This window comes from Saccharothrix sp. ST-888 (assembly GCF_000955975.1).
GTDB lineage: Bacteria > Actinomycetota > Actinomycetes > Streptomycetales > Streptomycetaceae > Kitasatospora.
Genome location: NZ_JYJF01001071.1, coordinates 1 through 269 on the forward strand (window position 1 = coordinate 1; position 269 = coordinate 269).

Annotated in this window: 1 protein-coding gene; it reads left to right on the forward strand. The window is 70.6% G+C overall.

The window, feature by feature from the left end; genetic code table 11:
• Positions 1 to 71: 71 nt before the first annotated feature.
• On the forward strand, positions 72 to 269 hold a 198-nt coding region (locus UK12_RS35660; protein ID WP_045307381.1), incomplete at its 3' end, for a beta-ketoacyl synthase N-terminal-like domain-containing protein.

Below are 269 nucleotides of genomic sequence, written 5' to 3' on the forward strand. Positions count from 1 at the left end.
GCAACGGCCGGCCCGACAACCACCGGCGTGACGAACGCACGTGTCCCGGCTCTCCGGAAGGCAGCCCTCTGATGGCAGACGAAAAGAAGCTCCTCGACCGCCTCAAGTGGATGACCGCCGAGCTGCGCCGGGCCAACCGCCGTCTGCGCGAGGTCGAGGAGGCCGAGCATGAGCCCATCGCGATCGTGGCGATGAGCTGCCGGCTCCCCGGCGGCGTGCGCTCGCCCGAGGACCTCTGGCAGCTCGTGGCCACCGGATCCGACGCCATC